Origin of the sequence: Specibacter cremeus, from assembly GCF_003946885.1 — a bacterium.
GTDB lineage: Bacteria > Actinomycetota > Actinomycetes > Actinomycetales > Micrococcaceae > Specibacter > Specibacter cremeus.
On record NZ_RWKQ01000082.1, the window covers coordinates 1 to 6,334 of the forward strand.

Annotated in this window: 8 protein-coding genes and 1 pseudogene; 3 read left to right on the forward strand and 6 right to left on the reverse strand. The window is 69.0% G+C overall.

What is annotated here, in order from left to right; genetic code table 11:
* Positions 1–125 precede the first annotated feature (125 nt).
* The 3 genes from EJC77_RS19945 to EJC77_RS19955 are packed head-to-tail and all read left to right on the forward strand — an operon-like array spanning position 126 to position 993.
* Positions 126–389, forward strand: coding sequence for a hypothetical protein (locus EJC77_RS19945; protein ID WP_125616973.1), 264 nt, complete (start codon positions 126–128; stop codon positions 387–389).
* Positions 386–628, forward strand: coding sequence for a PIN domain-containing protein (locus EJC77_RS19950; protein ID WP_125616976.1), 243 nt, complete (start codon positions 386–388; stop codon positions 626–628). The genes EJC77_RS19945 and EJC77_RS19950 overlap by 4 nt, the downstream gene beginning before the upstream one ends.
* On the forward strand, positions 589–993 hold the full coding sequence (locus EJC77_RS19955) for a PIN domain-containing protein (protein ID WP_125616979.1): 405 nt from the start codon (positions 589–591) through the stop codon (positions 991–993). Before EJC77_RS19950 ends, EJC77_RS19955 begins: the two co-directional genes overlap by 40 nt.
* 24 nt (positions 994–1,017) lie before the next feature.
* Here the strand turns inward: EJC77_RS19955 and EJC77_RS19960 are convergent, their stop codons facing one another.
* From EJC77_RS19960 to EJC77_RS19985, 6 genes and pseudogenes are all read right to left on the reverse strand, one after another.
* Positions 1,018–2,121: an ABC transporter ATP-binding protein gene (locus tag EJC77_RS19960; protein WP_420820342.1), complete on the reverse strand. Its 1,104-nt coding sequence runs from the start codon at positions 2,119–2,121 to the stop codon at positions 1,018–1,020.
* 53 nt (positions 2,122–2,174) lie between these two features.
* Entirely contained in the window at positions 2,175–3,767 is a 1,593-nt protein-coding gene (locus EJC77_RS19965) for an ABC transporter permease (protein ID WP_125616983.1), read from the reverse strand.
* Between the two features lie 4 nt (positions 3,768–3,771).
* Entirely contained in the window at positions 3,772–4,818 is a 1,047-nt protein-coding gene (locus EJC77_RS19970; RefSeq protein ID WP_125616986.1) for an iron ABC transporter substrate-binding protein, read from the reverse strand.
* A 192-nt stretch (positions 4,819–5,010) separates the two neighbouring features.
* The gene (locus tag EJC77_RS19975; RefSeq protein WP_240630394.1) at positions 5,011–5,463 is read right to left on the reverse strand and encodes a hypothetical protein; all 453 of its coding nucleotides are present in this window, start codon (positions 5,461–5,463) and stop codon (positions 5,011–5,013) included.
* A gap of 16 nt (positions 5,464–5,479) precedes the next feature.
* Positions 5,480–6,100 (reverse strand): bacterial proteasome activator family protein, encoded by a 621-nt coding sequence (locus EJC77_RS19980; RefSeq protein ID WP_125616992.1) that lies wholly within the window; start codon positions 6,098–6,100, stop codon positions 5,480–5,482.
* A 51-nt stretch (positions 6,101–6,151) separates the two neighbouring features.
* A pseudogene (locus EJC77_RS19985) lies at positions 6,152–6,334 on the reverse strand (hypothetical protein); the annotation flags it as partial.

Genomic DNA, 6,334 nt, shown 5'->3' on the forward strand with positions numbered 1-6,334 from the left:
CCCAGCCCCACCACCGCCAGCCCGGTTGATCTCCCGGCGTTTTAAAAACTATCCGAAACGACTACTGACACACGCACCTAGAGAATTCCGATTGGCTGGCGCCCGGCCAAAAAGATGAGTGGGCGATGCTGTCGGCGGGTAAGCTGGCCGCACGCTACGGTTGGTCCGACGAGCACCGCGCCTCGAAGGCCAAGGCCATGACCCCTCAGGCGCCCATGCGAATCGTGGCCGAAGCCATGGAAGCATACGAGAACAACCTGATCGGGCTGGAAGCGGTTGCCAGAATTCGGGGCACGAGTTCCGCTGACCTTCAAGTGGAGTTGGATGAGGTGGGCATCCGCCCGCACCCGGCGATCGTACCGCCGTCGAGGTTTGGCCGACGCAAGTGACCGTTGATCCGGCTCATCAGCCGGATCACAGCGACCTCGTCATCCTGGATGCCGGACCCATCCTGAACTTCCTGGCCCGAAATGACACTACCGACCTCTACCTCAAGACACTCAAGGCCATGACGGACAGGATCATCGTCCCAGACGCCGTGGTGGAAGAGGTCGAGCACAAATCCAGCGCCTCACGCCGGATAAATACATGGATGATGAATACGAGTTCCAGTGGGCCTGGGTTGTGAACAACTGCCCGAAATCAATGCTCGGTACAGGCAAGAACCGAGGCGAGATGCTCCTGATCGCGCATGCTCGCACCCTTCAATCGCAAGGGATTGACATCGTGGCCATGATTGACGACCAAGACGCGGCAGCTCTCGCTGCGAGGGCCGGTATCCCCACATTCAACACGGTACAGCTGTTTCAGGAAAGCGTCGCTCGCAGGCTCATTACCAGCAAACCGCAACTGCAGCGGCTGTACGGGTACGTGGCGGAGAAAGACGACGGCCTGCTCCCGTTCAAGCAGACCGAGCTGAAGGATGAGTTCTCGAACGCGGGACCCTCAGCGTCGAAACCGGGCGAAGATCCCACCACGGCACCCACCCGCTGAGGGGCTTGGTAGTGCAGCGCCCGCCTATTCCCAGGGGAACGCGACGGCCTCGCCCACGACCTTCAGGCACAGCTGCGTGCCCGGCCGGGCCAGCATGGCATTCCAGTGCCTGATCGTGATGACCTCCCCGCCCACCGGCTGGTGCGGGTCGGCCGGATGCAGCGGGTCGACGGCGATCGGCTCCAGCTTCAGCCGCACCGTGGTTTCCGGGCCGAAGTAATCCGTGTCCACGACGGTGCCGCGGATGGGCCCGTCGCCGGCGATGCGGATCTGCTCCGGGCGCAGCATCAGGTGCACCTTGCCCTGCGCCGGGGGCCGGCGGACCGGGATGCCGCCGAGCGAACACAGCGCCAGCGAACCCTCCATCCAGGCCTCGAGGATGACGGCGTCGCCCAGGAACTCGGCCGTGGCCCGGTCCGTGGGCCTCGTGTACACGACGAACGGGCTGCCGATCTGCGCCAGCCTGCCGTCGCGCATGACGGCGACCTGGTCGGCGAAGCTCAACGCCTCGGCCTGGTCGTGCGTGACCAGGATGGTGGTCACGCCGGCGTCCGTCAACGTCTTTGCCACGGCGCGGCGGGTTGCCACGCGCAGCCCGGCGTCCAGGGCGCTGAACGGCTCGTCGAGCAGCATCAGCCCGGGCCGGCGCGCCAGCGCCCGGGCCAGCGCCACGCGCTGCTGCTGGCCACCGGAGAGCTGGTGCGGGCGGCGCTTCGCGTATTGTGGGTCCATCGACACCATTTCGAGCAGCTCGGCCACCCGGGCGGCCGCCGCCCGGCCGCGCTCGGGCAGGCCGAACGCCACGTTCTGGCCCACGGTCAGGTGCGGGAACAGCGCCCCGTCCTGGGCCACGTAGCCCACCGACCGCTTGTGCGCCGGGACCCACGTGCCGCCGCCGGCCACCGTCTCGCCGCCCAGCGCGATCGTGCCCGAGTCCGGGGACTCGAACCCGGCGATGAGCCGCAGCAGCGTCGTCTTGCCGGAGCCGGAGGGGCCGACGATCGCCGTCGACCGTCCCTGCGCCACGGCCAGGTCGACGCCGGCGAGCACCGAGGTTGAGCCGAACGCCTTGCGCACGCCCCTGACCCGCAGGTGGTCGGCGACGTCGCTGACGGCCGGGGTCAGGATGCGCCGCGCGGACCGGTCCGGTCGCGGCGTGATGGTGGAGCGGGAGGAACGTGTCACTGTCCGGCTGCTTTCTTGGATTGCGCAAACAGAAGGTAGGTCATGGGTGCCGAGAGCAGGATCATCAGCAACGCGTACGGCGCGGCGCCCGCGTAGTCGATCTCGCTGCTCAGCGACCAGAATTCGGTGGCCAGCGTGTTCGTGCCGTTCGGGGAGAGCAGCAGCGTGGCCGTCAGCTCGTTCACGATGCCCAGGAACACGAGGGCCGCCCCGCCCGCGGCGGCCGGGGCCGTCAATCGCAGCGTGACCTTCACGAATGCCAGGAGCGGTGGCTTGCCCAGGGCCTGCGCGGCCTCGTCGAGCTCCTTGGGCGCCTGCGCCAGCCCGGCCCGCAGGTTCACCAGGGCGCGCGGCATGAACAGCAGCGCGTAGGCGGCCACGAGGACGATCGAGGTCTGGTAGATGGCCGGCAGCCCGTGGACGGTGATGGTCACCAGCGCCAACGCCACGACGATGCCCGGCATGGAGCTGGAAATGTAGTTCGCGCCCTCGAGGAGCCGGCTGGTCCGGCCCGGATGCCGCACCACCTGGTAGGCCAGCGGGAACGCCAGCAGGGTCGTGGCCAGCGCCCCGGCCAGCCCGTAGCCGAGGGTCTGCAGCAGCGCCGTCAACAGCGGGTCGCGCTCCCACACGGCCACGCCGCCGAAGATCAGCCAGCGCACCACATGCCACATCGGCACCCCGATGGCCAGCACCGTCAGGGCGGCCAGGCCGAGCTGGGCCGGCCCCTGGTACCAGCCGAGCCGAAGCCGGACCGGGCCGGACTGCGCCCCGGAGCCGACCTTCGCGTAGCGGGCGGTGCCGCGGCTGCGCTCCTCCAGGAGCAGCAGCACCAGGCACAGCACGACGAGCACGCCGGCGAGCATGTTCGCGGCCGCGCCGTTGAACGTGGACCGGAATTGGTCGTAGATCGCCGTGGTGAATGTGTCGAACTGGATCATGGCGAACGCACCGTACTCGGACAGCAGGTGCAGGGACACCAGCAGTGCGCCGCCGGCAATGGCGAGGCGCAGCTGTGGGAAGGTGACACGGAAGAACACCCGCCACGGCCCCAGCCCGAGCGACTGCCCGGTCTGTTCCAGCGCCGGGTCCATGCGGCCCAGCACGGCCGCCACGGGGATGTACACGAGCGGGAAGTAGGACAACGTGGAGATGAGCACGCCGCCGGCCACGCCACCGAGCGACGGGACGGCGCTGACCCAGGCGTAGCTGTTCACGAACGCCGGGATGGCCAGCGGCGCGGCCAGCAGCACGGCCCAGATCTTGTGTCCGCGCAGCCGTGTCCGCTCCACCAGCCAGGCACCGCCCACGCCGCACAGCACGCACAGCGGCACGGTGATCGCGACGAGCGCAACGGTATTGACCAGCAATTCGCCAACACGCGGCCGGAACACCAGCGCGACGATGGTGTCCACGCCGGCGTTGGCGGTCATGATCGCCACGAACACCAGCGGAACCAGGGAGAACAGGGCGATCAGGACGCAAAGCACGACGACGGCCCGGGAGCCGGGGCGTGCGCCCCGGCTCCCCGCCGCGTTCGGTGAGGTTCCTGCGTGAGGCGGGCCGACCGCCGTCGTACGTGTTGGCATGCGCCTAGAGCAGGCCCGCCTGCGTCATCAGGTCGGTGACGGCCTTGGAGTTGAGCTTGGCCGGGTCCACGGCGGGGGCCTGCAGGTCCTTCAGCGGCACCAGCTTGGGGTTGGCGGCGACGCCGCTGGCCACCGGGTATTCGAACGAGGCGCCGGTGCGCAGGATGTCCTGGCCGGCCTTGCCGGTGATGAACTCGAGGAACTTCTGCGCGTTGGCCTGGTGCTTGCTCGAGGCCAGCACGCCGCCGCCCGAGACGCTCACGAACGCGCCCGGGTCCTGGTTCTTGAAGTAGTGCAGCGCGACGTTGTTGCTGTTCTCGCCCGTCTTGGCCTGGTCGCCGAACCAGTAGTAGTGGTAGATGACCGCGCCGTCGACCTCGCCGGCATTCACGGCCTTCATGGCGGTGCTATTGCCCTTGTACGCCTTGGAGTTCTCCTTCATGGCCTTCAGCCAGGACAGCGTGGCGTCCTGGCCCTTGAGCTCCAGCATGGCGGAGACGATGGCCTGGAAGTCGGCGCCGGACGGGGACGCGGCCCAGCGGCCCTTCCAGGACGGATCGGCCAGGTCCATGATCGACTTCGGCAGCTGGGCCTGGATCAGCTTCGTCTTGTTGTAGGCGAAGACGGTGCTGCGCGCGGCGATGCCGGTCCACTTGTCCGTCGACGGGCGGTAGGCGGCCGGCACCTGCTCCTGGATCTTCGCGTCGATGGGGGCGAACAGCCCGGCGTTCTCGACCTGCGTCATGGCGGGCGAGTTTTCCGTCAGGAACACGTCGGCCGGGGAGTTCTTGCCCTCCTGGATGATCTGGTTGCTCAGTTCGGAGTCGTCACCGTTGCGCAGCGTGACCTTGATGCCGGTCTCCTTGGTGAACGCGTCCACCCAGGCCTGGGTCAGTGATTCGTGCTGCGCGTTGTATACCGTGATGGAATCCGTTGCGGAGCCGCTGGTCCCGGTGGAGCCGCCGGCGGGGCTGCCGCCGCACGCGGCCAGGGCGAGCACCGCTGCCCCGGCGACGGCGGCGAGGGCGGACTTGTTCAACCAATTCTTCATGGGGGCCTTCCGGCGTCAGCGCTGTAAATAGCGAACGTTCATCGTGCGTAATTAAATATAGGGTAGGACACCCTAATTCGCGTAATGCGGCTGACGCGCGACCGTTCCGCGGATGATTCACCCTCCTATGGTGCGCAACGTGGCCGCGGGCGCAACATGGGACCCCCTATCGTGCGCAGAACGGCAGGCGGGTCACGGCGCGAGCAGGCGCGCGGCCTCCTCGACGTGGCGGCGCACGGAGTCGCAGTGGCGTGCGACGGCGGCCACGTCGCCGTCGCCCATGCGCGCCATGGCCACGGCGCCTGCCGCCGTGGCCAGCGAGTTCCCGGCCCTGGACAGTTCCCGGTGGACGTCGCGCAGCCCGGCGCCGGCGCCGGCCGGAACGTCGGCATCCACGCTCGGGGCCAACTCCTGGGCGGCCGCACAGATGCGCCGCACCTCGGGCAGCAGGCCGGCCACGCCGTCGGCCAGGGGCACGAGCGCCTCGTAAACTTCCGTCACATCCGCGGCGCCCTCGAGCATCTGGTGGAACCTGTCCAGGCCGCGCACGAACCGGTCGTGGGCGCGCCGCCACACCCCCTTGCCGAGTTCCGCATCGTCGCGGCGGGCCCTCCGGCCAGAGCCGAAGAATGCAGCACCGAACAACCCCATCCCGCGCCCGCTACAGGTACTGGCCCAGTGAGCCGCCGTCGCTGTCCGGACGGGAGCCGCGCCCCATCGATGCGGGGGCGCGCTGAGGTTCGCCGTTCTCCCCCACGATCACGCCGGGGGCGATCAGGGTGCCCGGCGGCAGCTGGCGCATCTGCAGCCGCGTGGCCGTCTGCTGGTTGGCCAGCGCCTGGGCGGCCATGGCCGTCTGGATGCCGTGGAACAGGCCCTCCAGCCAGCCGACCAGTTGGGCCTGGGCGATGCGCAGCTCGGCATCGGACGGGGTGGCCGTCTCCGAGAACGGCAGGCTGATGCGGTGCAGTTCCGCCACGAGTTCGGGTGCCAGCCCGTCCTCGAGCTCGGTGATGGACCGTTCGTGGATCTCCGCCAGCCGGGCCCGCGCCGCGTCGTCCAGTGGCGCGCTCTTGACCTCGTCCAGCAATTGCTTGACCATGGTCCCGATCCGCATGACCTTCGCGGGCTGGTCCACGAGGTCGGTTACCTTGGGCCGTTCACCCTCGGCGCCGGCCCCGTGCGCGCCCGCCGCCCGTGCCGGGGAGCCGGCGACGTCGTCGTCCACCACTTTTCCCTCCGTAGCCTGGCCGTTGGGCTGAATGTGCGCCTGTTCACTCATGCCTTCATCCTAGGCCCAGGCCCCGGCACTCAGGACGTGTTGGGAAAGTGGTTATGGGGTCCTGGCCGGCTGCCAGGGCCGCCGGCCCGGTGCCGGCGCGAGCCGGCGGACCATCAGGCCGATCATGGCCCACTTGACCATGGCCTCGGCGTGGGCGGGAAGCCGCTCGTAGTCCCGGCCCAGGCGGCGGCAGCGCACCAGCCAGGACAGGGTCCGTTCGACGACCCAGCGCCG

What these genes read in the sequence shown, in the direction of transcription:
- EJC77_RS19970 (WP_125616986.1), bottom strand. Translation starts at nt 4,818, where the DNA reads ATGAAGAATTGGTTGAACAAGTCCGCCCTCGCCGCCGTCGCCGGGGCA.
- EJC77_RS19980 (WP_125616992.1), bottom strand. Translation starts at nt 6,100, where the DNA reads ATGAGTGAACAGGCGCACATTCAGCCCAACGGCCAGGCTACGGAGGGA.
- EJC77_RS19965 (WP_125616983.1), bottom strand. Translation starts at nt 3,767, where the DNA reads ATGCCAACACGTACGACGGCGGTCGGCCCGCCTCACGCAGGAACCTCA.
- EJC77_RS19945 (WP_125616973.1), top strand. Translation starts at nt 126, where the DNA reads ATGCTGTCGGCGGGTAAGCTGGCCGCACGCTACGGTTGGTCCGACGAG.
- EJC77_RS19955 (WP_125616979.1), top strand. Translation starts at nt 589, where the DNA reads ATGGATGATGAATACGAGTTCCAGTGGGCCTGGGTTGTGAACAACTGC.